Genomic DNA, 25964 nt, shown 5'->3' with positions numbered 1-25964 from the left:
TCCCAGCCGCCATCACAGGCTCTAACGTTCATCGTCAAGCGCCAGCCAAGGCGCGGCACCCGGGAGAAAACACCATGAGACTTCAAGGCCTATCCACTATCGTCACCGGCGGCGCATCGGGTTTCGGTGCCGAGATCGCGCGGTCTTACGCGCGCGAAGGCGCCAAGGTCGTCATCCTCGATCTGAATGCCGATGGCGCGAAAAAGGTTGCGGCCGAGATCGGCGACAGCGCAATCGCCCTTGGCGGCAGCGTCACCAGCAAGGCCGATGTTGATGCCTCGGTGAAGCTCGCGGTCGAAAAATTCGGCAAGCTCGACGTCGTCGTCAACAATGCCGGCTGGACCTTTCGCAACAAGCCCTTGCTCGAAGTGACCGAAGAAGAATTCGACAAGGCGTTCGACATCAATGTGAAATCGATCTTCCTGATGACCAATGCCTGCGTACCCGTGATGAAGAAGCAGAAGAGCGGTCGCATCATCAATATCGGCTCGACAGCCGGCGTCCGGCCGCGTCCGGGCCTGACCTGGTACAATGCCACCAAGGGCGCGGTGAACCTGATGTCGAAATCGATGGCCGTGGAACTGGCGCCCGATGGCATCCGCGTCAACTGCATCGCGCCGGTGATCGGCGAAACCGCGCTGCTGGAATCCTTCATGGGCGTGCCGGATACGCCGGAGAACCGCGCCAAATTTATCGGCACGATTCCACTGGGCCGCATGTCGCGCCCCTCGGATATCGCCAATGCCTGCGTGTATCTGGCGGGCGAGGAATCCGAATTCCTCACCGGCGTGATCCTGCCGGTCGATGGCGGGCGGACGATTTAGGCTCACCTTTGTCATTCCGGGGCGCGGCCGGCTCTTGCCGGACGTGAACCCGGAATCCCGGCATGGTTTCAATCTCGAATCGACTCACACTGCGAGATTCCGGATTCGCGTGCGCAAGATGCGCCCACGCCCCGGAATGACGAACTGGAAAATTCATAAACCATCGAATCCGGTCAGATTTGATTTACCACGCGCGTTAAGCAGTTCACCGGCCATTCATGCGATGGTCGCGTCATGATCGAGGGACACACCTCGGCAGGGAAGGCGTCAGGGTCAGGCCGGTCAACGGTCTGACCCCTCTCTTTGGGGATCGTCATGGCAGCAAAGAAGAAACCGGCTCCGCGCAAGAAAGCCAGTGCATCGGACGCTGTTCATCCGATTTCTGCAGTCGCGGCCGTTGCAATCCGCAGCCTTATCAATATGGCGATTGTGTCCGCATCCTGCGCAACCACCTTGTTGACGCTGATGGCCGTGCTCAAGTTCCAGACCGCCTGAGCGACGATCACTTCATCTCGTTGAGTAGCGTCGGGATCAGTTCCGACACCGTCGGATGGATCGGCACCGCCCATTGCAACTGGGTGTAATCGGCGCCGGCATTCATGATGTCGAGAATGCCATGGATCGCCTCGTCGCCTCCGGTACCGAGGATGGCGGCTCCCAAAATCTTCTTCGTTTCAGCATCGACCACAACCTGCATCATGCCCGCGGTCTCGCCCTTCTCGACGGCGCGGCCCACATGGGTCATCGGCCGGGTGCCGATCAGCAATTTCCTGCCTGTGGCCTTTGCCTGAGTCAGCGTCATGCCGACGCGGCCAAGCGGCGGGTCGATGAACAGCGCATAGCCGGGAAGCCGATCGCTGACACGGCGGCTTGCGCCATCGAGCAGGTTCGCGGCGAGAATCTCGAAGTCGTTATAGGCCGTATGCGTAAAGGCGCCGCGACCGTTGCAATCGCCCATGGCAAAAATGCCCGGCACATTGGTGGCGAGACCGTCATCGACCTTGATGTAGCCGCGGGCATCCACAGCGACGCCAGCTTTGTTGAGACCGAGATCGTCGGTGTTCGGCCGACGCCCAACCGCGAACAAAACATCGCTGCCGATAATCTCCGGCGCGCCTTCGGTGCAATCGACGCCGACTGCCACGCCATCGGGATGCGGCTTGAAGGTGATGCATTCGGCATTGGTGCGGATATGGATGCCTTCGGCGAGCAGGATATCGCGGATCGCTTCGGAGATCTCCGCATCCTCGCGCGAGACCAGATGCGCGCCCTTCTCGACCACCGTCACTTCGGCGCCGAAGCGGCGATACATCTGCGCAAATTCGAGCCCGATATAGCTGCCGCCGATCACCACCAGATGTTTCGGCACGCGATCCAGCTGCAGGATTCCCGTATTGGTCAGATAGGTGACGTCGTTGATCCCCGGCATATCCGGCACGACAGCCCGCCCACCAACATTCAGGAAAATCTTTGGCGCCGTCAGCAACTCATCGCCCACGCGGATCGTATCCGCAGATTCGAACCGCGCATGGCCGTCGATGACCGTGCATTTGTCCATGCCGCGCAACCAGCTTTCGACGCCATTGCGCGAGTCGTGGATCACCTTGTCTGCCCGCGCCTTCACGCGAGCCATATCGATCCGCACCGGCGCGTCAATCATCACGCCATAGTCGCTGCCGCGGCGCGCAAGATGCGCGGCATAGGCGGAGGCGACCAGCGTCTTGGTCGGCTTGCAGCCGGTATTGACGCAGGTGCCACCAAACAGATGGCGCTCAATGATCGCAACCGACATGCCGGCGGACGTAAGCCGACCCGCGAGCGAAGGCCCCGCCTGGCCGGCGCCGATGATGATCGCGTCGAAGCGCATGATTTCAGCTCCCAACCGGCGGAGCCAACGTTCCGCCGCGGCAAGAGACTATCGTTGGAAACGGCATCAGCCAACGGATGACGGAAGTTCCAACGTCGGCAATTCCCGAGCCGCTTAGGGCTTGCCGGCAACCGCAGGGCCGCGCCAGCGCGCCCAGAGCCGTTCAAACAGCGGCAACAGCCCGCGCGGCGTCACCAAAATCACCGAGATCACCACGATGCCGTAGATGAAATAATGCAGGCCGGGCAGCGTGCTGCCGAGCTTGCCGCGCAGGATTTCACCAAGTGGCACCAGCAGCAATGCGCCAAGCGCGGGGCCATAGGCGCGGCCGAGCCCGCCGACGGTTGCAAACAGCACGATCTCGATGGTGATCACGGGCGAGATCAGCAGATAGGGATCGGCAAAGGTGAGATAGCGCACATAGGCAGTACCGACGACGGAGGCGAGCATCGCCGAGATCACCATGGCGGTGATCTTGTAGCGCAGGATGTTGACGCCAATCGCCTGCGCCGCCTTCTCGTTGTCGCGGATGGTGCGCAGATAATAGCCGAGCGGCGAATTGAGAATCGCGACATTGACCAGCACGCAGATCGCCGCCAATGCCAGCATCATCCAGAACGCACCGTGACCGCCGCCAAACTGGAACGCCAGGAAATTACCCGTGTCCTTCGGCAGCAGCAGCCCGGATGCACCGCCGAGGAAGTCCCAGCCCTCGACAACGATGCTGCCCATTTCGGCGAAGGCGAGCGTGATGAGTACGAAAGAGAGATGGCCGAGCTGAAAGCGGAAGTCGATCCAGGCGATGACGGCGCCCAGGATTCCGGAGATTACCGCCGAGATCACGAGACCCAGCCACATATTGATGCCGAGCTTGAGCAGGAGCGCGGCCGAGAACATCGATCCGATGCCGATAAACAGGCTGTGCGCCAGCGAGATCTGCCCGGCCATGCCGCCGACGATGTTCCACGACGAAGCCAGTGCCACATAGACCAGCGCCAGCGTGAGAATGTGGACGTAATAGCTCGACAGCACGAACGGCATGATGGCGGCGATGACCAGCGCGCCCCACCAGATCGGCGATACGAGCGTCTTGTAGAATTCGTCTCTCATCGTGCCGAGCTCCAGGTCAGGCCCTTCGGGAGAAACAGCATGATCGCCACGAAGATGATGTATGGCAGCAGCAAGCCGATCGGGCCGTCGAGATAGATCGTGCCGAAGGCTTCGGCGATGCCGATAATCAGGCCGCCGAGCATGATGCCGACGAAATTGGTCATACCACCGAGCACAACGACCAAGAGCGTGATCACGGTATAACGCAGGCCCTGGGTCGGCTGGATCGGCGTCCCCGGCAGCAGCAGCGCGGCAGCCAATGCGAGAATGCCGATGCCGAGCGCGAACGTGAGCACCTGGACGCGGCCGACATTGATGCCCATCAGCGCCGCGGCATGGGCATTCTGGTGCACGGCGCGGATCGAGCGACCGAAATCGGTCGAGCGCAGCATGATGTAGAGGCCGATGGCGAGCGCAAAGGAAACGACGAAGGCGACGATGTGCGGCACTCGCAGCACCACGTCACCGAGAATGATCAGCTTGGATTCGACGAAGGAGGGCGTCCGCGCCGGCTCGCCGCCGAACACCATCAGGATGCCGTTCTGCAGCACCAGGCTGAGACCCAGCGTAAGCTGCACCACCATCAGGAACTGATGCCCGACCATTGGCCGTATCAGGAAGATGTAGACCAATGCGCCGATCGCGGTCATCAGCGGCACCGTGATGATGATGGACACATAAGGGTCCATGGCGAAAGCCGAATACAGCGCGAGGCACATGAACATGCCGAGCGAGATGAAATCGCCATGCGAGAAATTGACGACGCCCGACACGCCGTAAACGAGCCCCATGCCCAACGCCAGCAAGCCATAGGTGGCGCCGATCAGAAGGCCTTGGGCGAGAGCCTGATAAAGTTCGGTCACATCACTCTCCGATCACAGACCAAGATAGGCGCTGCGGGTGCGCGGATCGTTTTTCACGGTCTCCGCATCGCCCTCAACCGCCACCTGCCCGCGCTCAAGCACGTAGCAGCGCTTGGCGTGGCGCAACGTCAGATTCAGATTCTGCTCGACCAGCAGGATGGTCAGCCCATCGGCATGCAATTTGTCGATGATCTCGAAAATATACTGCACGAATAGCGGCGACAGACCGAGCGAGGGCTCATCGAGCATCAGCAGCTTGGCTTCCGCCATCAGCCCGCGGCCGATGGCCAGCATCTGCTGCTCACCGCCTGACAGTGACCCGGCACTCTGGGTCAGCCGCTCGCCGAGCCGCGGAAACAACCCGATGACTTTTTCCATCTGCTGCGGACGATGCTTGCGCGCATGCGCATTGATGCCGCCAAGCAGAAGATTTTCGCGGATGCTCATTTCCGGAAACACCAGACGGCCTTCCGGCACCTGCACGATGCCGAGCTCGACACGCGCCTGCGGCGTTAATTTGCTGATGTCTTCGCCGAGAAACAGAATGCGCCCGGAGAGCGGCTTGACCATGCCGGACAGCGCATTGATCAGCGTGGTCTTGCCGGCATTGTTGGCGCCCAGCAGGCCGACGATCTCGCCCGCAGCGATCTTGGCGTTGATGTCGCGCAGCACCGGCACGCCACCATAGCCTGCAACCAGATTATCGATCTCAAGCATCGAGATGATCTCCGAAATAGGCATCGACGACGCGCTGATCCCGAAGGATCTCGTCGGGCGTGCCCTGCGCGATCTTCTCGCCGAAATTGATCACCACCATACGCTGCGCCAGCCGCATGATGACGGGCATCACATGCTCCACCATCACGATGGTGACGCCCTGCTTGTTGAGCTCCTCGATGATCGCGATCGGCGCGGCGGTCTCGGCCATGGTCAAGCCGGCCATCACCTCGTCGAGCAGGATGCAGCGCGGATCGGTAGCGATGCACTTCGCCAGTTCCAGCAGCTTCTTGTCCTGCAGCGACAGTGTCGCCGGCGTCTTGTGCTCCTTGCCGCCAAGGCCGACACGCAGCAGCGCCTGCGCCGCATAGTCGATGGCCTCGCGCATCGGCCGGCGTGTCAATGCTGCGGTCGTGACGACGTCGAGCGCTGTCATGTCGGCAAAGGACTGGACGATCTGGAAGGAGCGCATCAATCCGCGGCGCACCAGCCGATCCGGCGACACCCCGATAATGCTTTCACCGTCATAAACAACGTCGCCCGCGCTCGGCGGAATGAAGCCGGAGATCACACCGAACAAAGTGGTCTTGCCGGCACCGTTCGGGCCAATGATGCCGAGAATCTCACCCTTCTCGACGTCGAAACTCACCGCGTTGAGCGCGACCAGCCCGCCAAACCGCCTGGTGATGTTGGAGACTTCCAGAAATGCCACAGCCGTCCACTCTCTAGATTGCGCTCAGTCTTACTACAGCGCCGATCAGGACTTCGGCCGCGGCGGTACCTGGGCAAATTCCTTCGGGAATACGACTTGCTGATCCTGCTCGGGAGTCCACTGGATGAACATTGCAGAACCGTCCTTGAGCAGACGGTCTTCCGCGAATTGCAGGCCCTTCGGCTTGGCAATGTAGAGGTTCGGATCGCCTGCTGGAATGTTGACGTTCTTCAGCGCCTCGAGCAGTGCATCGCTCTGCAGCGACTTGGCGTTCTCGAGCACCTGCTGCAGCACGCGTGCCGCCTGGGCATATTGCACCGCGCCCTGGCCGATTTTGTCGAGCTTGGCGACATCGCGCAATTCCGTGACGATCTTCTGCATCGACTCGATCTTGGCGCCCGCGCTAAAGCCGGTCATACCGAACAGGTTCTTCGTCAGCACGGCCTTGCCGATCTCGGGTCCGAGATCCTTCCAGAGCGACAGATCCGAATAGCCGCCGGTGCCACCGCAGAAGATGCTGCCGTGATAGTTCAGATTGTAACGCGCCTGATGCAGCAGGATGCCGTCGCGCGGCGTCACGAGACCGACAACGACGTCCGGCTTGAGCGAGCGAATACGGACCATCGCCGCCGTCTGGTCCTGCGCACGAATATCGAGCGCGGCTTCGCCGATGATCTGGATGCCGCTGGCCTTCAGCTTCTCGACCAGGAATTTGTTGGACTGCTGGCCGGCCTCGTAATTCGAATAGGCCATGACGGCAGTCTTGATCGGAAACTTGAAATCGTCGCGCAATGAGATGACGAAATCATGCATGGTCTGCGCATAGCCGCGATCATACGGGTATCCCAGCGTAAACATATAGTTCGACTGCGACCCACCGGCCCAGACCGATAGCGTCGGAATCTTGGCTTCGTCGACCACCGGTGTCAGCGCCAGCATCTGTGCGCTGAGAATGGTGCCGGTCAGAAGCTGCACCTTTTCCTCGGTGATCAGGCGCCGCGCTTCGGCAGCGGTCCGCGCCGGCTGGCTGGTATCGTCCGCCAGCACCAGCTCGATCCTGGCGCCGCCCTTGCTCTTGATGCCGCCTTCGGCATTGATCTTCTTGATGATGTATTCGAAAGCCGGCTGGCCTTCCTGCGCGTAAGCCGCAAGACCGCCGCTCATCGAATTGACCATGCCGATGCGGATCGCCGGCTCGGCGGCGCCTGCGCTACGAATGAACGGCGCGGCGATCGGCCCTGCCAGAACTGCAGAGGCACCAAGTCCAAACGTGCGGCGGGTCAAGGTCATGTCATATCCTCCGATGCGCAACGTCGCTGAAGCGGCGCACTTTCTTGTTCTGTTACTGGGCGCTGGAGTGTCGAACACCGCGTTGCAGATTGGGAGTCTGCATATCGCAGTCGGGCAGCGTTTTTCGGACTTAGCCGCGTTTGCGCAGCTGCGTCAAATTGCGGCGCGTGGAAATCGCGAATGAGGGCCATGCATCCGTGACGGGGCTTTCACAGTCGCGCAATCGCAAAGCCTGCACGCGGGAAGTGTACAACCGTCGCGCCGACATCGGGATCCTCACGCCGCAAAGCGATGCTGTCATGACCCGCAGAAACTAACGCACCGATGACGGGATCGAAACCCCAATCGGTCGGCATGACCGATACCATTACGCCTTCCTTAAACGGCAGACCTTGATCATCTGCAATATCGTTATGAGGAGAAGCAGATGTCGCCATAGGCTGACAGAGCCGCGCTATGTCCAGCGCCTGCTCGGGCGACAGCTCCTCAACCGTTCCGTGCCCCAGCGCGGCAACCCGGTCCATCCACGCGAGAATGCGGCGCGTATCGCAATAGACGTCTGCGCCGATCTGCAGCACCGGAATGCGGCGATAGCCTCCGGTGAGCGCCACGAGCTCTGGCTTCGGCGCCATCCGCGGCTGAATCACCGATCGCCAAGACAGACCCTTCAATCCGAAGGCGACGCGCACCTTCTCGGCAAACGGCGAACGCGGATAGTGATGCAGAACAAGATCGGTCGCCGTCACTGCATCCCTTGCCTGTCAGCTATGTCGCATGCACCGCCGTCGTCGCACCGGCGGAATACATCGCCTCGAATTCGGCAATCGGATGCGGAAGTCCATCCGGGCCGGTGATTTCAACATCCCAGCTGCCGTCATCGAGCAGCTCCCTGGCCTTCTTGACAGCTCCGGCCGCGTTGTCGCGGCGGAGTGAAACAGTCCCTGACGTATCGGTTCCCCTGACGAAAAACGGCAAGTCACGTCCTCCCTGTGTGAGGCGCCCCGCAATGCGAGACCGCGCGCGACGTCTTGATCGCGTCACTCTGCGCATCAGACCACAGGACTCACGGCAATTCCAGCAACTTGCCGTCGCAATCGTCATGGACCTATTATGCAGCCCCGCGCTGCGCTGCGGGACGCGTCAACACGAAGAAGACGAGGGTGCATACGGTCAGGAATACCGCCATTGAGATTAAAACTGCGGGCAATCCCCAGGCGGCAGCGATCGGACTGGTAGCCGATTGCATCACGGCGGTGCCGAGGAAGAACGACAGGTTTGCCGCAGAGAGCGCTTTGCCAATATTCTCGGCAGCAACGACCTGGCGGATCATCGCATAGACGAGCGGCTGCATCGCCACGAGAAGGCCGATGACCACAAGCAGGCCGGTATCGACTGTCACGGGCATCACTGGCAGGCCGAAAAGCGTGGCCAACGGATAACCCGGTGCACCGAGCGCCATCACGAGCAGCAGCGCGGCGGCGCACAAATGGACCGCAAACAGCAGCATGCGGCGATGACCCAGCTTGCGATCGAGCAGGCCCGACAGCGCCGGTCCGATCACCAGCGCCACCGTAAACAACGCCAGCACATTGCCGGCCTCTATCCGCGACAGTCCCTTGATATTCATCAGCCAGGGACCGGCCCAAAGGCCACGCAACACAAGCTGAACCGCAAGTGACACGAAAGCGAGGATCACGATACCGCGCACAGCACGTGATACACCGAGTTGCAGAACCGAAACCATCTCGCCCAGAAGCGCGCGCGGCTGGCCTTCGGGACGCGATGCCGGCACCATGACCGCGATCAGCATCGCCACGACAATCGCCGCTGCGGCGGCAATCCAGAATCCGGCGCGCCATCCCCAGTGCTCGACGACGTAAGCAAGCGGACTGGCCGACAACAGCAGCCCCGCATTGCCGAATGACAGAATGATGCCGGACCACAGACCGAACTGCGCTGGTGTCAGCCGCTTGGCCGCGAGCGTCATCGGGCACATCAGCATGCCCGACGTCGCCATGCCTATCGTTGCCTGCGACACGAAGAACGAGAGCGGCCCGGTCGACAGCGCCGCAATCGCCGCGCCGCCGACCGTACCGGCGAACAGCACGAGCGACACCGTGCGGATGCTGTAGCGATCCAGCGCGACGCCGACCGGAATCTGCAGGAGCGCGAAGAAAAAATGATATGCGGAAGTCAGCGCGGCCAGCGTCTGCGGCGTGACGCCGAGATCAGTCGACATCACATCGATCGCGACCGCAGGCGTGGTGCGCAGCATGTTGGACAGTACATGCCCGCAGGTCAGAATGAGCATCGCGGCCACGAGCGCTACGCTCACGGGCGGATCGATGGCAACGGGCTTGAAGGCAGCAGAGTCGGCAGCACTGGTCATGGCGCTCGCCTACGCGGAAACACGGCGCGCATCAACCGCCACGAAAGCCGTGGCCGTCATGCTCTCTCAATGCTGCGGTGCAGCTTAGGCGGCCGATGCCTCGATCCGGATCGGGATCGATTTGTAAGCCGGCGTTCCCGACTTCAAATCGTGCTGGTCGAGCGACACGAGCACATTGGCCTCGGGATAATAGGCCGCCACCGATCCTTGCGGGATGTTGTAAGCCACCGCCGTCACTCGACGCAGTGCGCGCGGCGCGCTGTCCGGACGGTCCAGCACGATGTCGATCAGATCACCGTGGCTCAGCCCGCGGCGGGCGAGGTCCTGCTCGTTGACGAACACCACATCGCGCCGCCCGGTGATGCCGCGATAGCGATCGTTCATACCGTAGATCGTGGTGTTGTACTGGTCGTGGCTGCGCAGTGTGGTCAGCGTCAACGCGGTCTCGGCGGGGCCGTCCTCATAGAGGCCGGAGAAGACCAGGAACTGCGCCTTCTTGCTCGGCGTCAGCCATTCCCGTTCCGAGGCGGCGTTGCGCAGCCGGAAGCCACCCGGCTTCTTGATCCGTGCATTGTAATCCTCGAAGGCCGGAAAGACCGACTCGATGGCGTCGCGGATCTTGCTGTAGTCGGCGACGTAGTCCAGCCACTTCACCTTGGTATTCGGCAAAGTCGCGATGGCCATATCGGCAACGATCGCAGTCTCGGACTTCAGATGCTCGGACGCCGGCTTCAAGCCGCCGCGCGAGGCATGCACCATCGACATCGAATCTTCCACCGTCACCAGTTGCGGCCCCGTCGCCTGCACGTCGATCTCGGTGCGGCCAAGGCATGGCAGGATGATCGACTCCTTCGCGATCAGAAGATGCGAGCGATTGAGCTTGGTGGCGATATGCACCACGAGATCGAGGCTGCGCATCGCGGGATAGGTCTCCTCGGGATCTGACATCGCGACCGCGAGATTGCCGCCAAGACAGATCAACGCTTTTGATCGTCCATCGCGGATTGCCTTTACCGATGCCACGGCGTCGTGACCATGCGCACTCGGCGGCTTGAAGTTGAAGGTGCGTTCGATACCGTCGAGCAGCGCGGCGTTGGGTACTTCGGTGATCCCCACGGTGCGGTCGCCCTGCACGTTGGAATGGCCGCGCAACGGCGAGATGCCGGCGCCGGGACGGCCGATGTTTCCGCGCAGCATCAGGAGATTCGCGATCTGCTGCACGTTACCGGTGCCGTGGCGATGTTGGGTAATACCCATGCCGTAATTGATGATCACGCTCTTGGCCCCGGCGTAGATATTGCCGAGGTTTTCGATATCGGCGCGCGGCAGGCCAGACGATTTCTCGATCGCCTCCCATGAGGTCGCATCGAGATCGGCCAGCAGCGCCTCGATGCCGTTGGTGTGTTCGGCGATGAAGGCGCGGTCGAGCACGCCGGGACCGCCTTCGGCCAGGCTGGCAGCGTCGAGCGCCACGACGGCCTTCATCACGCCCTTCAGCACCGCAATGTCGCCGCCGACCTTGACCTGGTAATAGGTCGACGAGATCTGCGTAGAGCTCAACGTCAGCATTTCCGCGGGATGCTGCGGGGATGTGAATCGTTCCAGCCCGCGCTCGCGCAGCGGATTGATTGAAACGATAGCGGCACCGCGCTTGGAGCATTCGCGGAGCGTCGTCAGCATGCGCGGATGATTGGTGCCGGGATTGTGCCCGATACAGAACACCGCATCCGCATGATCGAAATCCTCGAGCGTCACCGTGCCCTTGCCGACGCCAATGGATTCCGGAAGGCCGACGCTGGTGGCCTCGTGACACATGTTCGAGCAATCGGGGAAATTGTTGGTGCCGAATTCGCGCACGAACAACTGATACATGAAGGCTGCTTCGTTAGAGCAACGGCCCGACGTGTAGAATTCGGCCATGTTCGGATCGGGCAAAGCGCGCAAGCCGGCACCGATCCGCGCCATCGCATCCTCCCACGAGATCGGAAGATACTTGTCGCTAGCCTGGTCATAGGCCATCGGATGGGTGAGACGTCCCTCGTTTTCTAGGTCGTGATCATGCCAGTCCCAGAGTTCGCTCACCGTATGGGCCGCAAAGAATTCCGGCGTCGTGCGCTTGGCCGTTGCTTCCCACGACACCGCCTTGGCGCCGTTCTCGCAGAATTCGAAGGACGATGTATGCTTCGGATCGGGCCAGGCGCAGCCCGGGCAATCGAAGCCGTGCGGCTGGTTCATCGTCAAGAGGCCATGCGTTTCGTTGACCACCGCCATCTGTCCGCGCACCGCGTCGGCCACTGCCTTCAACGCACCCCAACCTGCGGCCGCGCCTTTATAGTCTTCGACGCCCTGAACGTGCTTCTTCGCCATCGCGATCCGTCCTTCACCATTCCGGCCCATATGGCCTAATTCCGCCTCGTAGCATTAAAGACTGCAATACAGCGAATAGATGCCATCAACTTTGATTGACCGACCCCTGCGCTGTATTGAACGATACGAATGCCGCGACACCTGTTCACCAAGGCTATCGCCCGATTGATATTTTGAATGGAGCGCCGATGACCTCTTCTTCCCTCTTCCAGCCGCTGCAAGTTGGCCCGTATCAACTCAGCCACCGGGTTGCGATGGCGCCGCTGACGCGCATGCGTGCCGAGAAGACATCTCTCGCTGCGTGGACGCTCAATGCCGAATATTATGCTCAGCGCGCGACCGAAGGCGGATTGATCATCGCCGAGGCGTCGCAGGTCATGCAGGAAGGCCAAGGCAACCCGAACACGCCGGGCATCTATTCGAAAGAGCAGATCGCCGGCTGGCGTCAGGTCACTGACGCCGTGCATGCCAAAGGCGGCATCATCTTCCTGCAGCTCTGGCATGTGGGCCGTGCCTCACATTCCTCGTTCCAGCCCGGCGGCGGGCTTCCGGTCGCGCCGTCAGCCATTGCGATCAACGCTACCACGCGGACGGCTTCAGGCGAGACGGTATCTTACGAAACACCCCGCGCCCTGGACACCAGCGAGCTTCTCGGCATCATCGACGCCTACCGACAGGCCACGCGCAACGCCAGAGAAGCCGGCTTCGACGGCGTCGAGGTGCACGGCGCCAACGGCTATCTGCTCGAACAATTTCTGCAGACCCGCAGCAATCGGCGCACCGACCAATATGGTGGCTCCATCGAGAACCGCGCCCGCCTGCTGCTCGAAGTGACCAATGCCGTCATCGACGCCTGGAGCGCGGATCGTGTCGCCGTCCGCCTGTCGCCCTATGGTGTCTCGAACGACTCCGGCGAAGCCGATCCGATGCCGCTCTACAGCTATGTGGTCCGTGAGCTCGACAAGCTCGGCCTCGCCTACCTCCATTTCGTCGAGCCGCGCACCAGCGGCGTCGGCCGCGCGGAAGTGTTTCATAACAATGTGCCTAAAGCCTATGAGCTGTTCCGGCCGATGTGGAGCGGCGTGCTGGTCACGGCCGGCGGCTTCGACGGCACCTCCGCCGAGGAGGCCGTCGCTTCCGGCAATGTCGATATTATCGCCTTCGGCCGCCCGTTCATCGCCAATCCGGACCTGCCGGAGCGTATCAAGCGCAAGGCGCCCTTTACGCCTTATAACCGGGCGACGTTTTACGGCGGCGATGTGGCTGGCTACACCGACTACCCGGTGCTGGGCGCAGGCTAGTCTGCGGATTATTCAATAGAAAGCACTTCTGGCGCGCTATAGGCTGTGTATGGGCCCGTAGCGGGTCAGGAGTATCGCCCCATGGATTCCACCCTATCAGCCGCCGAGCTCGACGATCGTATCGCCATCCTTCGCGATAATATCCGGCAGTTGATCGAGCAGGCCACCGCGGCTTCCGGCGAGAGCAACGAGGAGCGCACCGCGGATCGGCTGGCTCAGCAGAATGAGGAGCTGGACCGGCTGATCGCCCAACGCGACGCCTTGGGCAAATAGCCGAGAGGACTACGGACTGGAAGCCTGCCCGGTTGTCGGGCGGGATGCGTAAAACCGCGGCTTTTCCTCCAGTAAACTTTTGGCTAGCTTGGCTGCATGAACGTTCAAGCCAAGATCGACATCAAGCACTCCACCTGCCCGCATGATTGCCCCTCCGCCTGCGCCCTCGACATCGAGGTGATCGGCGGGAACACCATCGGCCGGGTCCGCGGCTCCAAGGAGCAAAGCTATACCGCCGGCGTGGTCTGCGCGAAGGTCGCGCGCTATGCCGAGCGCATCCATCATCCCGAACGGCTGATGTATCCGATGCGCCGCACCGGCCCGAAGGGCTCCGGCCATTTCACCCGCATCAGCTGGGACGAGGCGCTCGACGAGATCGCTTTGAGGTTCAACGAGGCCGAGCGCGACTTTGGCGCGGAGTCGGTGTTTCCCTATTACTATGCCGGCACCATGGGCCTGGTGATGCGCGACGGCATCAACCGCCTCGCCAATGTGAAGAAATATTCGCGCTTTTACTCGACGATCTGCGCAACCATTGCCTGGGCCGGCTTTGCCGCCGGCACCGGCAAGGTCGCCGGCGTCGATCCGCGCGAGATGGCGAAGTCGGACCTGATCGTGATCTGGGGTACCAACCCCGTCTCGACGCAGGTCAATGTGATGACCCACGTCTCGCGCGCGCGGAAAGAATGCGGCACCAAGCTGGCCGTCGTCGATATCTACGATAACGACACCATGAAGCAGGCCGACATCAAGATCCTGCTGCGACCAGGTACAGACGGCGCCTTCGCCGCCAGCGTGATGCATGTGCTGTTCCGCGACGGCCTGGCTGATCGCGACTATCTCGCCAAATATACCGACCACTCGCCCGAGTTCGAGGCGCATCTGGCGGCGCGCACGCCGCAATGGGCCTCAGACATTTGCGGCGTGCCCGCTGCGGAAATCGAAGCCTTCGCGCGCCTGGTCGGCGAGACCAAGCGCAGCTATTTCCGCCTCGGCTACGGCTTCACCCGCAGCCGCAACGGAGCCGCGCAGATGCATGCAGCGCTGTGCGTGCCCACCGTTACCGGCGCCTGGCAATATGAAGGTGGCGGCGCTTTCTTCAACAATGCCGCAATCTGGAAATTCGACAAGACGCTGATCGAGGGCCTCGACGTGCTCGACGAGAGCGTTCGGCGTCTTGATCAGTCGAAGATCGGCCGCATTCTGACCGGGGACGCGGAAGCCTTGCACAACGGCCCGCCAGTGAAGGCGATGCTGATCCAGAACACCAATCCGATGACGGTGGCGCCCGAGCAGGCCTTGGTGCGGCAGGGCTTTGCCCGCGAAGACCTGTTCGTCGCGGTGCATGAGCAGTTCATGACCGAAACGGCCATGATGGCCGATATCGTGCTGCCGGCGACCATGTTCATGGAGCACGACGATCTCTATTACGCCGGCGGCAACCAGCACATCTCGGTCGGTGCCAAGCTGATCGATGCGCCGGAAGAATGCCGCTCGAACCACGACGTTCTGCAGGGCATCGCCACCCGCCTCGGCGCGAAACACCGCGCGTTCGATATGCATCCGCGCGACATCATCGACGAGACGCTGCAAGTCAGCGGCCGCGGTGGCATCGAAGGGCTGGAGGCCGACAAATGGCGCGATATCCAGCCGGATTTCCGCACCTCGCACTATCTCGACGGTTTCGCCCATGCCGACGGCAAATTCCACTTCAAGGCGGACTGGTCGACAGTGCCGATGCCCAATGCCGGGCTGATGGGCGCGTGGGACGAGATGCCGTCGTTCCCCGACCACTGGGCGGTGATCGAACAGGTCGATGAGGCGCATCCGTTTCGTCTGGCCACGAGCCCGTCGCGCAGCTTCCTCAACACCTCGTTCAACGAGACGCCATCATCGCAGGCCCGCGAGGGTGCACCCAGTGTGATGATGCACCCCGTCGACGCGGCGAGGCTCGGCATTGCCGATGGCGATGCCGTGACACTCGGCAACACGCGCGGCGAGACGACCCTGACCGCGCGTATCTTCGAGGGCCTGCGGCGCGGCGTGCTGATTGCGGAATCGGTGCACCCCAACAAGGCGCATATCGGCGGTCATGGCATCAATATGCTGACAGCAGGCGAAGCCGTCGCGCCCTATGGCGGCGCGGCGTTTCACGACAACAAGGTGTGGGTGAAGAAGGCGGGATAGCCCGCCTTCTTACGCCGTCGATACCTGCACCAGGATGTCGGAGAAGGTCGGCGCACGTCCGAGATCGGCCATCGCCGGCGAAGTCAGCGCATGCACCGTTGCACTCTTGCGGGTCGAGCGTTGCCAATAGCCGCTCGGTGCCACCACCACGCCGGGCTTCACATCCGCCGAGATGGTGACGAGCGCCTCGAACGAGCCGCGATCGTTATAGACACGGATCGGCGCGCCCGCTTCGATGCCACGTACTGCAGCATCGTCGGGATGCAGTAGTACGGCCTGCTCGCCGGCATGATGGAGCTGCTTCGGCATATTGCCGAAATTGGAATTCAAGAATGCGTGGCTCTTCGGCGAGATCAGGCTGAGCGGATATCTCTTCGCCAGCTCGGGATTGGTCTGCGGCGATTCTCGTGGTGGAATATAGGACGGCAACGGATCGACCGGCTCGCCGGACTGTTGGCCACCATAGCCCTGCCGGAACAGCGGCACGACGAAATTGCCGCCGGCGGCGATCGAGGATTTGAATTCGCATTTGCCTGATGGCGTGAAAAAATTGCCTTCGCGATGTGGCGCGTAAGTATCGGATCCCTCGACTTTCAAGCGCGCATAGCCGGTTTGCTTCAATTGCTCGATGGTGATGTTTTCCAGCACGGGACTGGTCCAGTCCATCGAATCCGCAATCATCTCGTCATCGCTGCGGAAGAACGACGGATCGTCGATGCCCATGGCGGCGGCGAGCCTGCGAAACAGCTCAGTGTTCGATACGGCTTCGCCGAGGGGTTCGATCGCCTGGTTGTTGTAGGACAGATAAAGATGCCCCCACGAGAACATTAGATCCTTCTGTTCGAGCTGCGTCGTCGCCGGCAACACGATATCGGCAAAGCGCGCGGTGTCGGTCATGAAGTGTTCGCTGACGACGGTAAACAGATCCTCACGCGCCAGGCCAGCCTCGATCTTGCCCTGCTCTGTGACCATGGCCATCGGATTGGCATTGTAGACGCACAGCGACTTGATCGGTGGATCGAAACCAAGCTCGCCGGTGAGCACCGGGCCGAGTTGCCACAGATTCACGATGCGCAGATCCTCTCCTTGTAGGTCCGGGCGCATCAGCACGTCCCATTTCACCGGAAACGCCCAGATCGGCAGCTGCAGCAGACCGCCGCCGACGTGACGCCAGGCACCGATCAGCGCGGGCAGACATGAGATCGCGCGCACGGTCTGGCCTCCGCCGGCATGTCGCTCGACGGCGACGCCGATGCGGATTACCGCGGGCGGCGTGGTGGCATATTCACGCGCCAGCGTGCGGATGTCGTCCGCCGCGATCCCGGTGATTCCAGACACGTAGTCGGGCGTGTAAATCGCGGCACGTTCGGCCAGCTCGTCATAGCCGATCGAATAGTTGTCGACGTAATCGCGATCGATCAGCCCCTCGGTGGTGATGACGTGGATGAGGCCCAGCGCCAGCGCCGCGTCTGTCCCCGGCCTTATAGCGATGTGCCAGTCCGCCTGCTGCGCGGTCCGCGTCCGCACGGGATCGATGACCACAAGCTTGGCGCCGTTCTTCATCGCCTGCTTGATATAAGGCCAGTGATGCGAGTTGGTGCTGAGCGTGTTGCAGGCCCAGAGGATGATGTATTTGGAATGGACGAAGCTCTCCGGATCGGTACCCGGCGTATGGCCTATCGTCATCAGATAGGCAGTACAGGCGCCGGAATCGCAGAACGTACGTTCGGCCACCGTGGCGCCGAGCTTGTTGAACAGGGGATCGCCGACATTGAGGCCGTTGATGATGCCCTGGGTGCCAAGATAGCTGCACGGCAGGATCGCCTTGGCGCCGTCCTCAGCGATGATCGTCTTCCATTTGCCGGCGATCTCGGACAGCGCGGCACCCCATGAGATGCGCGTAAACTGGCCACTGCCCTTCGGCCCCGAGCGCCGCATCGGATAGAGAATGCGCTGGTCGCTATAGACGCGCTCCTGATAATCGTTGACCTTCACGCAGAGCCGACCTTGCGTGAACGGGTGATCCGGATTGCCCCGCACGGACACGGCGCGGCCATCTTCGACCGTCGTGATCATGGAGCAGGTGTCGGGGCAATCATGGGGGCATGCACCAATTACGGTTATCTGGGTCAAGCTGGCCTCCGCTGGCTACCGATCTGGGTCGATGCCGAGCATGCTGAGCTGACGGACTGTTGGCTTTTCCGAGCCTGCTGTTCTGTTTGCAAATCCTGCTGACCACGCGGCGGGTTCCGCCCCGCGCCCATGGCACAGGAATTGAATGTTAAGCGGCGATCATTTCAGCGAGTGGGGGTTGGCTATGACGATTGCAGGCCACGGCGCGGAAAAGTATGTCACCGGACATCTCATCGATGGGTCTCAGGACCGGAATTGGCCCCATCTGCTCGCGGAGCGCTGGAGCCATCGGGCCGGCGATTTACCCTCGGTGCTGCCACGAGATACCGAGATTGCCATGTTCCTGCGCGGCAACTCGGTCGTAGAGCGTCAGGGCGGCGGTATGCGGCAACGAACGTCGGGCCATCGCGGCACCATCTGGCTCTGCCCCGCCGGCATTCGCGAAGAATATATCAACGTCTCCGAACCGGTCGCGGACTGCCTGCACATCTATCTTCCCGGCCAGCCCTTTGAGGACACGCTTCTGCAGGATCTGGAAATCGATCCATCACGTATGACCTTGCGCTATGAGAGCGTCGATCATGATCCATTCATCGAACAGGTCGCCGAGCTGATCCTGCAGGAGCTGAATACCGAGACCTCCGCCGGCCGACTGCTGATTGAAACACTCAGCAGTGCATTGTCCGCACATCTCGTTCACAAATATGCGGCGAACGCGCTTCCGCTGAAGCCGCCACCGTCATCCGACAAGCCATTGGATCAACGGCGGCTGGCGCGGGTAATCGAATTCGTTGACGCCAACATCTCGCGCGAATTCGCGGTCGCCGATATGGCCCGCACGGCCTGTCTCAGCCCGGCGCATTTCGCGCGGGTGTTCAAGGTCCGAACCGGTCTCACACCGCATCAGTTCGTCAGCGAACGGCGGCTGACACTGGCGAAACAAATGCTGGCGGATCTGTATCGACCAATCGTCGATGTCGCCTATACCGCGGGCTTTTCATCTCAAGCCAATTTTACCCGCGCCTTCCGCCGGGCGACCAACATGACGCCCGGCCAGTTCCGCGGCCAGACAGCCGCCTATCGGATGTCCGACGAACTGTAGCGCTGGAGCTCGCAACTGGAGCTACCGCGCATCCTCCAGGATCATATCCGACGCCTTTTCGGCAATCATGATCACCGGCGCGTTGGTGTTGCCCGACATCAGGTCCGGCATGATGGATGCATCGATCACGCGCAGACCTTCCAACCCACGCACGCGCAGGCGCTGATCGACCACCGCTTTCGTATCATTGCCCATCCGGCACGTCGAGGTCGGGTGATAGACCGTGCTGCCGCGCTGGCGGCAATAAGCGAGCCATTGCTCATCGGTCACCGTGCCCGGGCCGGGCTCGACCTCTTTCGTCACGAAGGGCTTCATCGCCGGCGCGTTCAGCATCTTGCGCAGGATCTTGAGCCCTTCGACATTCGCCGTACGATCCGTTTCGGTCGCGAGATAATTGATCCGGATCGCCGGCGGCACCGAAGGATCCGCGCTCTTGATGCGCAGCGAGCCGCGGCTTTCCGGGCGCAGCTGACAGACTGAGGCGGAGAAGCCCGAGAACGGATGCAGTTTCTCGCCCATCTTGTCGGTGGAGAACGGCAGGAAGTGGATCTGGATATCTGGCGACGCCATGCGCGGATCGGTCTTGAAGAAGGCGCCGGTGGTGCCGGCAGCATAGGTCAGCGGACCGGTGCGGAACGCCGCATATTGCAGACCCATCATCGCCCTGCGCACCGGATGATTGACGAAGTCATTGAGCGTGATCTTCTGCGGACACTCCATCACCATCCGGACCTGCATGTGATCCTGCAAATCGCTGCCGACGCCGGGTGCATCGAGGAGGACCTCGATGCCGTGTTCCTTGAGCAGATCGGCGGGACCGACGCCGGAGAGCTGCAGTAGTTGCGGTGAATTATAGGCGCCGCTCGACACCAGCACTTCCTTGCGGGCGCGCGCCTTGCGCACCACGCCATGCTGCTTGAATTCGATGCCCACCGCGCGCTTGCCTTCGAACAGGATACGCTGGGCCAGCGCTTCGGTTTCGACGCGGACCTTGCCCTGCTTCAGCGCCGGGCGCAGATAGGCGCGCGCGGTCGAGGCGCGGCGGCCACCTTTCGTGGTGGTCTGGAACCAGCCAGCGCCCTCCTGCGTGGCACCGTTGAAGTCGTTGTTCACGGGAATGCCGGTCTCGGCAGCAGCGGCGATGAAGGCCTCCGACAACGGATCGGGGCAGCGCGAATCCGACACCGGCAGCGGGCCACCGACGCCGTGATACTCGCTCGGCCCACGCGTCTGATTTTCCGCCTTCTTGAAATAGGGCAGCACGTCGTCATAGCCCCAGCCGGTATTGCCGAGCTGGCGCCAGCGATCGTAATCCTCGTGCTGACCGCGTACATAGAGCAAGCCGTTGATGGAGCTGGAGCCACCGAGCACTTTTCCGCGCGGCTGAAACACTGAGCGTCCATCGAGGCCCGGTTCGGGCTCGGTCTGATACATCCAGTTGACGGACTTCTCCTTGAAGAGCTTGCCGTAGCCGAGCGGCACGTGAATCCAGATATTGCGGTCCTTCGGGCCTGCTTCCAGCAGCAGCACCGAATATTTGCCGGAGGCCGACAGGCGATTGGCGAGCACACAACCGGCCGAGCCGGCACCGACGATGATGTAATCAGCCTCAATGGCATCAGCCGACGCGCGATGCGTCGACGCAGTTTGACCGCTCATGTTTCCCCCGACTGTTTTCAGCAACTGAAAACGGAAATGACGGGGATGTAAATGGGCGCGGCCGGAAGCATGGCACGCATGCGGCTAGAATCGTCGCAATGCGAAAGCGGGAGACTGCGTGAGGTAAGCTCCCTCTCCCCGCTCTGCGCGGGGAGAGGGTTGGGGTGAGGGGCAGGCACATACGATGCAAAAGGAGTGGTCTCTCGGGTCGAAGACATGTGAACCGAGAGACCCGTGATGGAGGCTTCGTCCGAGACGGCCCCTCACCCGCCGCGAAGACGCGGCGACCTCTCCCCGCGCAGAGCGGGGAGAGGTTAAGAAAGAGCGTCGCTTCAGTTATAGCGGCTGATCGCCAGATCCTTGACATCCAGCTCCGGTGCCTTGCCGGAGATCTGGTCGGACAGCACGCGGGCGGTGCCGCAAGCCATGGTCCAGCCGAGCGTGCCATGGCCCGTATTGAGATGCAGATTGCCCAGATGCGTCGGGCCAACGATAGGCGGGCCATCCGGCGTCATTGGACGCAACCCGCTCCAGAAGGTTGAGCGCGAGAGATCGCCGGCGGTCGGAAACAGATCCGTCACCGATTTGTCGAGCGGCATACGGCGCGGGGCGGTAGGCACCGGATGATAATTGCCGACTTCAGCGGTGCCGCCGACGCGGATGCGGTCACCAAGGCGCGTGATGGCCACTTTGTAGCTTTCGTCCATGATCGTCGACTGCGGCGCAACGCTCTCATCGGTGATCGGCACAGTGAGCGAATAACCCTTTACCGGATAGACCGGCGCATCGATACCGAGCGGTCGCAACAGCAGCGGCGAGAAGCTGCCAAGCGCCATCACGTAACTATCTGCGGTGAAGACGCCCTTGTCGGTCGTCATCTGCGCGACGCGGCCACCCGTCACATCCACCGACTTGATGGTCGTCTCGTAGACGAATTTCACCCCAAGTCCGGCCGCGATCTTTTCCAGCCGCTGCGTAAACAGATGACAGTCGCCAGTCTCGTCCTCCGGTAAACGCAGGCCGCCAACAAAGAGATCCTTCACACCGGCAAGGCCCGGTTCGTATTTCACGCAGCCGCCGCGATCGAGCACCTCATAAGGCACGCCATATTGCTTAAGTACGTCGATATCGCCGCCGGTGGCATCGAGCTGCGACTGTTTGCGGAACAGTTGCAGCGTGCCCTGGCTGCGGTCGTCATAGGTGATGCCGGTCTCGGCACGCAGTGCGCGCAGGCAATCGCGGCTGTATTCCGCAATGCCGACCATGCGCGACTTGTTCAACGCGTAGCGCGCGCTCGTGCAGTTGCGCAGCATCTGCAGCATCCAGCGCCACTGGTGCGGATCGGCCTGTGGCCGCACCACCAGTGGGCCGTATTTGTCCATGATCCAGCCGAGCGCCTTCTTCGGCACGCCAGGGCCAGCCCAGGGCGAGGCGTAGCCGGGCGAGACTTCGCCGGCATTGCCGAACGAGGTCTCCAGTGCGGCGCCGGGCTGCCGGTCGATCACCGTCACCTCGTGGCCTGCCTTGGCCAGATAATAGGACGTGGTGACACCGATCACGCCCGCGCCAAGAACCAGAACCTTCATCGCACCGTGCCTCCAGACCGGGCGGTCCACCGCACATCGATCTCATCCGAGTAAATTCTCTCATAGCGCTGACCCAGCGAGGTCAGCATTTCGTAGCCAATCGTGCCCGCGGTTGCGGCCAGTGCGTCGAGCGACTGATGCCCGCCGATGATCTCCACTTGCGAGCCCCGTGCCAACATACCGGGCGGCAGATCGCCAAGATCGACTGTCAGCGAGTCCATCGAGACGCGCCCAGCAACCGCCAGCCGGCGCCCGCGGAAATAGACCGCGCCGCCATTGCCGAAGGCGCGCTGCAAACCGTCGGCGTAACCGATCGCCAATGTCGCTAGCCGTGTCGCCTTGGTCGCCCGGAAATTCCAGCCATAGCCGACATGGGCGCCGGCTGCGACCTCGCGCATCTGGAGCACCTGCGCGGTGAGCCGCACCACCGGCAGCATCGGATTGCTTTGCGCGGGATGGGGATTGAGCCCGTAGAGCGCGGCGCCGGGGCGGACGAGGTCATGATGATAGTTGCGCCCAAGGAAAATGCCGGACGAATTGGCCAGAGATTGTCGCGCAGCAGGGAAGCGTTTCGCGAGCGCCTGAAACGCGGCGAGCTGGTGCGCATTGGCCGGATGCTCCGGCGTGTCGGCACAAGCGAGATGGCTCATCACCATCTGGATATCGAGAACTGAGGTGTCCTTGCCCGAGAGTTCGGCGACCTCAGGCGGCGACATGCCTAGCCGCGACATGCCGCTGTCGACCTGAATGACCGCCGGGAGAATCCGGCCGCGTTGCCGCACCTGATCGGACCAGGCCTCAAGCTGTTCGCGCGAATTGAGCACCGGAATGATGCCGGCTTCCGCGCAGTCACGCTCGCTGCCCGAGGGCAGACCGTTGAGCACGTAGATCGTAACGTCGCGGGCCAGATGGGTCTGGAGATCCAGCCCTTCGTCGAGATGCGCCACGAAGAAGGTGCGGCAGCCGGCCCGATAGAGTGCCGGCGCGACACGATCAGCGCCGAGGCCATAGGCGTCGGCCTTCACTACGCCGGCGCAGGTGACGCCGGGGCCGACCCGCTCGGCCAATAGCCGGTAATTGCGTGAGATGGCTTCGAGATCGATGGTCAGCACCGCGCTCGCATGCCGCGTGCCCGTTCCGCCTGTCCAAGGTGCCAGCATCACATCCCCCGCTACGAATGATCGCAACGGCAGTATCTCACCTTCCGCATGGCGCTTTACGGCGATTCCGGCCGCTGCTACGGTCATAAATGGTGATTATCGGCGTAAATTTACGTCCCTGTAGAGAAATCCTGCAAAACTTTGGCGAGAACCATGGCAAGCGACCTCGATTCGACCGACCGGAAGATCCTTCGCGAGGTTGTCCGGGATGCCCGGATCAGCCAGATGGCACTGGCAGAGAAAGTCGGCCTGTCACCCACCGCCTGTACCCGGCGTCTCACGGCCCTGGAAAAGAAGGGCGTGATCAAAGGCTATGCCGCCGAGATCGACGCATCCGAGCTCGGCTACATGATGACGGTCCACGTCCACATCACGCTCGACAAGCAGAGCGAGGATGCGCTGTCCGCCTTCGAGCGCGAGATCGCCAAATGCCCGGATGTCGTGTCGTGCTACCTGATGTCGGGCAATGACGACTATCTCGTCCATGTGCAGGCGCGCGACATGGAAGACTATGAGCGCATCCACAAGCAGCACCTCTCGCGGATGCCCGGCGTGGCGCGGCTGCATTCAAGCTTCGCGATGCGCAGCGTGGTGAAGCGCGGCGTCTCGGTGTCCGCGCTGACGGGCTGAACTTGCTTAACCTCTCCCGCCTAGCGAAGCTTCGCTTCGCCGGGCGGGGCGAAGGAAACAAGCGCGCTTAATTCGGATGCAAACCCGGCGCTTCCTGGCCGGTACGTTCGACATATTCAGTATAGCCGCCGCCATATTGCTGGATGCCGTCCGGGGTCAGTTCGAGCACGCGGTTCGACAGCGCCGCGAGGAAGTGGCGGTCATGCGACACGAACAGCATGGTGCCTTCGTAATCGCCGAGCGCCTTAATCAGCATTTCCTTGGTGGCCATGTCCAGATGGTTGGTCGGCTCGTCGAGCACCAGGAAATTCGGCGGATCGAACAGCATCTTGGCCATCACCAGACGCGCCTTCTCGCCGCCTGACAACACGCGGCAGCGCTTCTCGACATCGTCACCGGAGAAGCCGAAGCAGCCGGCGAGCGCACGCAGCGTACCCTGCCCGGCCTGCGGGAATGAGTCTTCGAGATTCTGGAAGATCGTGCGCTCGCCATCCAGCAGATCCATCGCGTGCTGCGCGAAGTAACCGAGCTTGACGCTGCCGCCGATGGTGACGTTGCCGTTGTCCGGCTCGGCCGCGCCGGTCACGAGCTTCAACAGTGTCGACTTGCCGGCGCCGTTGATACCCATCACCGCCCAGCGTTCTTTACGACGCACCGAGAAGTCCAGCCCTTCATAGATGGTACGGCTGCCATAGGCCTTGTGGATGTTCTTCAGGCTGACGACGTCTTCGCCCGAACGCGGCGCCGGCAGGAAGTCGAATGACACGACCTCGCGGCGCTTCGGCGGCTCGACGCGCTCGATCTTGTCGAGCTTCTTGACGCGGCTCTGCACCTGCGCGGCATGCGAGGCGCGGGCCTTGAAGCGTTCGATGAACTTGATTTCCTTGGCCAGCATCGCCTGCTGGCGCTCGAATTGCGCCTGCTGCTGCTTCTCGTTCATGGCGCGCTGCGCTTCGTAGAATTCGTAATCGCCGGAATAGGACGTCAGCGAGCCCGCATCGATCTCCATGATCTTGGTGACGATGCGGTTCATGAATTCGCGGTCATGCGAGGTCATGAGTAGCGCGCCCTCGTAGCCCTTCAGGAACCCTTCGAGCCAGATCAGGCTTTCGAGATCCAGATGGTTCGAGGGTTCGTCGAGCAGCATCACATCGGGACGCATCAACAGAATGCGTGCCAGCGCGACGCGCATCTTCCAGCCGCCGGACAGCTTGCCGACATCGCCGTCCATCATTTCCTGCGTGAAGGACAGACCCGCCAGCACTTCGCGAGCTCGGCCTTCCAGCGCGTAACCGTCGAGTTCCTCGAAGCGGGCCTGGACCTCACCGTAGCGCTCGATGATCGTGTCCATATTGTCGGCCTGGTCCGGATCAGCCATGGCCGTTTCCAATTCCTTCAGCTCGGTCGCGACCACGCTGACGGGGCCGGCGCCCTCCATCACCTCGGCGACGGCGCTATGGCCCGACATTTCGCCGACATCCTGACTGAAATAGCCGATGGTGACGCCGCGCTCGACCACCACTTGCCCCTCGTCGGGCAGTTCGCGGCCGGTGACCATGCGGAACAGGGTCGTCTTGCCGGAACCGTTGGGCCCGACCAGACCGATCTTCTCACCCTTCAGCAGCGCGCCGGCGGCTTCGATGAAGACGATCTGATGACCGTTCTGCTTGCTGATATTGTCGAGGCGGATCATGGGAACTACGGGCTCACGAGACAGGGATTGAGGCCTGCCAATAAGGCATCCGGCCCCTGTACGGAAGGATATTTTGCGCTGCAAAAGGCAATATGGCCGGT

22 protein-coding genes are annotated in these 25964 nt (G+C 61.9%); 7 read left to right on the top strand and 15 right to left on the bottom strand.

Translation table 11 applies throughout. From position 1 onward, the window contains the following. Nucleotides 1–74 precede the first annotated feature (74 nt). Complete coding sequence (locus AB7828_RS22900) at nucleotides 75–824, top strand: glucose 1-dehydrogenase (protein ID WP_093758024.1); 750 nt, start codon at nucleotides 75–77, stop codon at nucleotides 822–824. 315 nt (nucleotides 825–1139) lie between these two features. Further along, nucleotides 1140–1319, top strand: a complete 180-nt coding sequence (locus AB7828_RS22895) for a hypothetical protein (protein WP_441231234.1) — start codon at nucleotides 1140–1142, stop codon at nucleotides 1317–1319. Nucleotides 1320–1326: 7 nt separating this feature from the next. Here AB7828_RS22895 and AB7828_RS22890 read toward each other — a convergent pair whose 3' ends face one another. The 10 genes from AB7828_RS22890 to AB7828_RS22845 form a co-directional block, all read right to left on the bottom strand. After that, the gene (locus tag AB7828_RS22890) at nucleotides 1327–2691 is read right to left on the bottom strand and encodes an FAD-containing oxidoreductase (RefSeq protein ID WP_441231233.1); all 1365 of its coding nucleotides are present in this window, start codon (nucleotides 2689–2691) and stop codon (nucleotides 1327–1329) included. A gap of 114 nt (nucleotides 2692–2805) precedes the next feature. After that, nucleotides 2806–3801 (bottom strand): branched-chain amino acid ABC transporter permease, encoded by a 996-nt coding sequence (locus AB7828_RS22885; RefSeq protein WP_441231232.1) that lies wholly within the window; start codon nucleotides 3799–3801, stop codon nucleotides 2806–2808. Further along, entirely contained in the window at nucleotides 3798–4664 is an 867-nt protein-coding gene (locus AB7828_RS22880) for a branched-chain amino acid ABC transporter permease (RefSeq protein WP_068737690.1), read from the bottom strand. The genes AB7828_RS22885 and AB7828_RS22880 overlap by 4 nt, the downstream gene beginning before the upstream one ends. A gap of 12 nt (nucleotides 4665–4676) precedes the next feature. Then, nucleotides 4677–5381 carry an ABC transporter ATP-binding protein gene (locus tag AB7828_RS22875; RefSeq protein WP_093758021.1) on the bottom strand — a complete coding sequence of 235 codons (705 nt, stop codon included), beginning with the start codon at nucleotides 5379–5381 and terminating at the stop codon, nucleotides 4677–4679. Then, nucleotides 5374–6093, bottom strand: coding sequence for an ABC transporter ATP-binding protein (locus tag AB7828_RS22870; RefSeq protein WP_089266696.1), 720 nt, complete (start codon nucleotides 6091–6093; stop codon nucleotides 5374–5376). Before AB7828_RS22870 ends, AB7828_RS22875 begins: the two co-directional genes overlap by 8 nt. 45 nt (nucleotides 6094–6138) lie before the next feature. After that, nucleotides 6139–7383 carry an ABC transporter substrate-binding protein gene (locus tag AB7828_RS22865; RefSeq protein ID WP_441231231.1) on the bottom strand — a complete coding sequence of 415 codons (1245 nt, stop codon included), beginning with the start codon at nucleotides 7381–7383 and terminating at the stop codon, nucleotides 6139–6141. Nucleotides 7384–7592: 209 nt separating this feature from the next. Then, nucleotides 7593–8129 (bottom strand): glutathione S-transferase N-terminal domain-containing protein, encoded by a 537-nt coding sequence (locus AB7828_RS22860; protein ID WP_441231230.1) that lies wholly within the window; start codon nucleotides 8127–8129, stop codon nucleotides 7593–7595. A gap of 19 nt (nucleotides 8130–8148) precedes the next feature. Continuing rightward, the gene (locus AB7828_RS22855) at nucleotides 8149–8358 is read right to left on the bottom strand and encodes a hypothetical protein (protein WP_068737702.1); all 210 of its coding nucleotides are present in this window, start codon (nucleotides 8356–8358) and stop codon (nucleotides 8149–8151) included. A 133-nt stretch (nucleotides 8359–8491) separates the two neighbouring features. Continuing rightward, complete coding sequence (locus AB7828_RS22850; RefSeq protein ID WP_441231229.1) at nucleotides 8492–9772, bottom strand: MFS transporter; 1281 nt, start codon at nucleotides 9770–9772, stop codon at nucleotides 8492–8494. Nucleotides 9773–9856: 84 nt separating this feature from the next. Continuing rightward, complete coding sequence (locus AB7828_RS22845; RefSeq protein ID WP_441231228.1) at nucleotides 9857–12139, bottom strand: FdhF/YdeP family oxidoreductase; 2283 nt, start codon at nucleotides 12137–12139, stop codon at nucleotides 9857–9859. 188 nt (nucleotides 12140–12327) lie between these two features. On the opposite strand from AB7828_RS22845, the gene AB7828_RS22840 reads away from it, so the two are divergent. From AB7828_RS22840 to AB7828_RS22830, 3 genes are all read left to right on the top strand, one after another. Then, nucleotides 12328–13440 (top strand): alkene reductase, encoded by a 1113-nt coding sequence (locus AB7828_RS22840; protein WP_441231227.1) that lies wholly within the window; start codon nucleotides 12328–12330, stop codon nucleotides 13438–13440. 81 nt (nucleotides 13441–13521) lie between these two features. After that, complete coding sequence (locus AB7828_RS22835) at nucleotides 13522–13713, top strand: hypothetical protein (RefSeq protein WP_081422070.1); 192 nt, start codon at nucleotides 13522–13524, stop codon at nucleotides 13711–13713. A gap of 96 nt (nucleotides 13714–13809) precedes the next feature. After that, on the top strand, nucleotides 13810–15900 hold the full coding sequence (locus AB7828_RS22830) for a molybdopterin-containing oxidoreductase family protein (protein ID WP_441231226.1): 2091 nt from the start codon (nucleotides 13810–13812) through the stop codon (nucleotides 15898–15900). Between the two features lie 9 nt (nucleotides 15901–15909). On the opposite strand, the gene AB7828_RS22825 is transcribed toward AB7828_RS22830, so the two are convergent. Next, entirely contained in the window at nucleotides 15910–18033 is a 2124-nt protein-coding gene (locus tag AB7828_RS22825; RefSeq protein ID WP_120287878.1) for a molybdopterin-containing oxidoreductase family protein, read from the bottom strand. Between the two features lie 184 nt (nucleotides 18034–18217). On the opposite strand from AB7828_RS22825, the gene AB7828_RS22820 reads away from it, so the two are divergent. Further along, nucleotides 18218–19135 carry a helix-turn-helix domain-containing protein gene (locus tag AB7828_RS22820; RefSeq protein ID WP_231078444.1) on the top strand — a complete coding sequence of 306 codons (918 nt, stop codon included), beginning with the start codon at nucleotides 18218–18220 and terminating at the stop codon, nucleotides 19133–19135. A gap of 21 nt (nucleotides 19136–19156) precedes the next feature. Here AB7828_RS22820 and AB7828_RS22815 read toward each other — a convergent pair whose 3' ends face one another. From AB7828_RS22815 to alr, 3 genes are all read right to left on the bottom strand, one after another. Further along, nucleotides 19157–20794: a GMC family oxidoreductase gene (locus tag AB7828_RS22815; protein WP_441231225.1), complete on the bottom strand. Its 1638-nt coding sequence runs from the start codon at nucleotides 20792–20794 to the stop codon at nucleotides 19157–19159. Nucleotides 20795–21126: 332 nt separating this feature from the next. After that, nucleotides 21127–22380: a D-amino acid dehydrogenase gene (locus AB7828_RS22810; RefSeq protein ID WP_441231224.1), complete on the bottom strand. Its 1254-nt coding sequence runs from the start codon at nucleotides 22378–22380 to the stop codon at nucleotides 21127–21129. Next, nucleotides 22377–23540 (bottom strand): alanine racemase, encoded by a 1164-nt coding sequence (gene alr / locus AB7828_RS22805; protein WP_441231223.1) that lies wholly within the window; start codon nucleotides 23538–23540, stop codon nucleotides 22377–22379. The genes AB7828_RS22810 and alr overlap by 4 nt, the downstream gene beginning before the upstream one ends. A 153-nt stretch (nucleotides 23541–23693) precedes the next feature. Here alr and AB7828_RS22800 point away from each other — a divergent pair, with 153 nt between their 5' ends. Continuing rightward, on the top strand, nucleotides 23694–24170 hold the full coding sequence (locus AB7828_RS22800) for an Lrp/AsnC family transcriptional regulator (RefSeq protein WP_068737711.1): 477 nt from the start codon (nucleotides 23694–23696) through the stop codon (nucleotides 24168–24170). Between the two features lie 67 nt (nucleotides 24171–24237). On the opposite strand, the gene AB7828_RS22795 is transcribed toward AB7828_RS22800, so the two are convergent. Continuing rightward, the gene (locus AB7828_RS22795; RefSeq protein ID WP_089266678.1) at nucleotides 24238–25863 is read right to left on the bottom strand and encodes an ABC-F family ATP-binding cassette domain-containing protein; all 1626 of its coding nucleotides are present in this window, start codon (nucleotides 25861–25863) and stop codon (nucleotides 24238–24240) included. Between the last annotated feature and the right edge of the window lie 101 nt (nucleotides 25864–25964).

Origin of the sequence: Tardiphaga sp. 215_C5_N2_1 (assembly GCF_052076055.1) — a bacterium.
GTDB lineage: Bacteria > Pseudomonadota > Alphaproteobacteria > Rhizobiales > Xanthobacteraceae > Tardiphaga > Tardiphaga robiniae.
This window is presented reverse-complemented; position numbering and strand designations above follow the sequence as displayed.